Below are 1,585 nucleotides of genomic sequence, written 5' to 3' on the forward strand. Positions count from 1 at the left end.
GCCGCCCGCGAAATTCGCCAGCCTCAAGCAGGCCAGCGAATTGCCGCTGGCCGTGACCACCGACTGCGACCAGTACCTGAACGACCGGCTGACGCTGCTGGAAACACAGCTTGCCACCGTCAACCGCATGGCGCTGGCCAACGAGCTGCCGGACGCCATCATCACGGAGTCGGGCCTGAAGATCACGCCGCTCGACGCGGCAGTGCCCGATACCGCGCAGGCCCTGATCGACCAGACCGCAATGGTCCTGCCGCACGTCAAGATCACCGAATTGCTGCTGGAGGTGGACGAATGGACGGGCTTCACCCGGCACTTCGCGCACCTGAAATCGGGCGACCTGGCCAAGGACAAGAACCTGCTGCTGACCACGATCCTCGCCGACGCGATCAACCTGGGCCTGACCAAGATGGCAGAGTCCTGCCCCGGCACAACCTACGCCAAGCTGGCCTGGCTGCAAGCCTGGCACATCCGCGACGAAACCTACGGGGCGGCGCTGGCCGAGCTGGTCAACGCGCAGTTCCGGCATCCCTTCGCCGAGCACTGGGGCGACGGCACCACATCATCCTCGGACGGCCAGAACTTCCGCACCGGCAGCAAGGCCGAAAGCACCGGCCACATCAACCCGAAATACGGCAGCAGCCCAGGGCGGACGTTCTACACCCACATTTCTGACCAGTACGCGCCATTCCACACCAAGGTCGTGAACGTCGGCGTGCGCGATTCAACCTACGTGCTCGACGGGCTGCTGTACCACGAATCCGACCTGCGCATCGAGGAGCACTACACCGACACAGCGGGCTTCACCGATCACGTCTTCGCCCTGATGCACCTTTTGGGCTTCCGCTTCGCCCCGCGCATCCGCGACCTGGGCGACACCAAGCTCTACATCCCGAAGGGCGATGCCGCCTATGACGCGCTGAAGCCCATGATCGGCGGCCCGCTCAACATCAAGCACGTCCGCGCCCATTGGGACGAAATTTTGCGGCTGGCCACCTCGATCAAGCAGGGCACGGTGACCGCCTCATTGATGCTGCGGAAACTCGGCAGCTACCCGCGCCAGAACGGCCTGGCCGTGGCTCTGCGTGAGCTGGGCCGCATCGAGCGCACGCTGTTCATCCTGGACTGGCTGCAAAGCGTCGAGCTGCGTCGCCGCGTGCATGCCGGGCTGAACAAAGGCGAGGCGCGCAACGCGCTGGCTCGCGCCGTGTTCTTCAACCGCCTGGGCGAAATCCGTGACCGCAGCTTCGAGCAGCAGCGCTACCGGGCCAGCGGCCTCAACCTGGTGACGGCAGCCATCGTGCTGTGGAACACGGTTTATCTGGAACGGGCCGCGAATGCCCTGCGTGGCCACGGCAAGTCCGTTGATGACTCTCTATTGCAGTATCTGTCGCCACTGGGATGGGAACACGTCAACCTGACCGGCGATTACCTCTGGCGCAGCAGCGCCAAGATCGGCGCGGGCAAGTTCAGGCCGCTACGGCCGCTGCAACCAGCTTAACGTGCTTTATTTTCCGTTTTCTGAGACGACCCCTGGTTGCGCGGCCTGCCGATCACAGGGGGAGCGGCCGGTCGCAATATGTGGTGG

1 protein-coding gene is annotated in these 1,585 nt (G+C 64.4%); it reads left to right on the forward strand.

Annotation, left to right across the window (positions count from 1 at the left end):
- The coding region (locus PLC66_RS22685; protein WP_324544440.1) for a Tn3 family transposase at positions 1-1,498 on the forward strand (1,498 nt) is incomplete at its 5' end.
- Positions 1,499-1,585: the final 87 nt, after the last annotated feature.

This window comes from Thauera sp. (assembly GCF_035444905.1).
Classification (GTDB): Bacteria; Pseudomonadota; Gammaproteobacteria; order Burkholderiales; family Rhodocyclaceae; genus Thauera.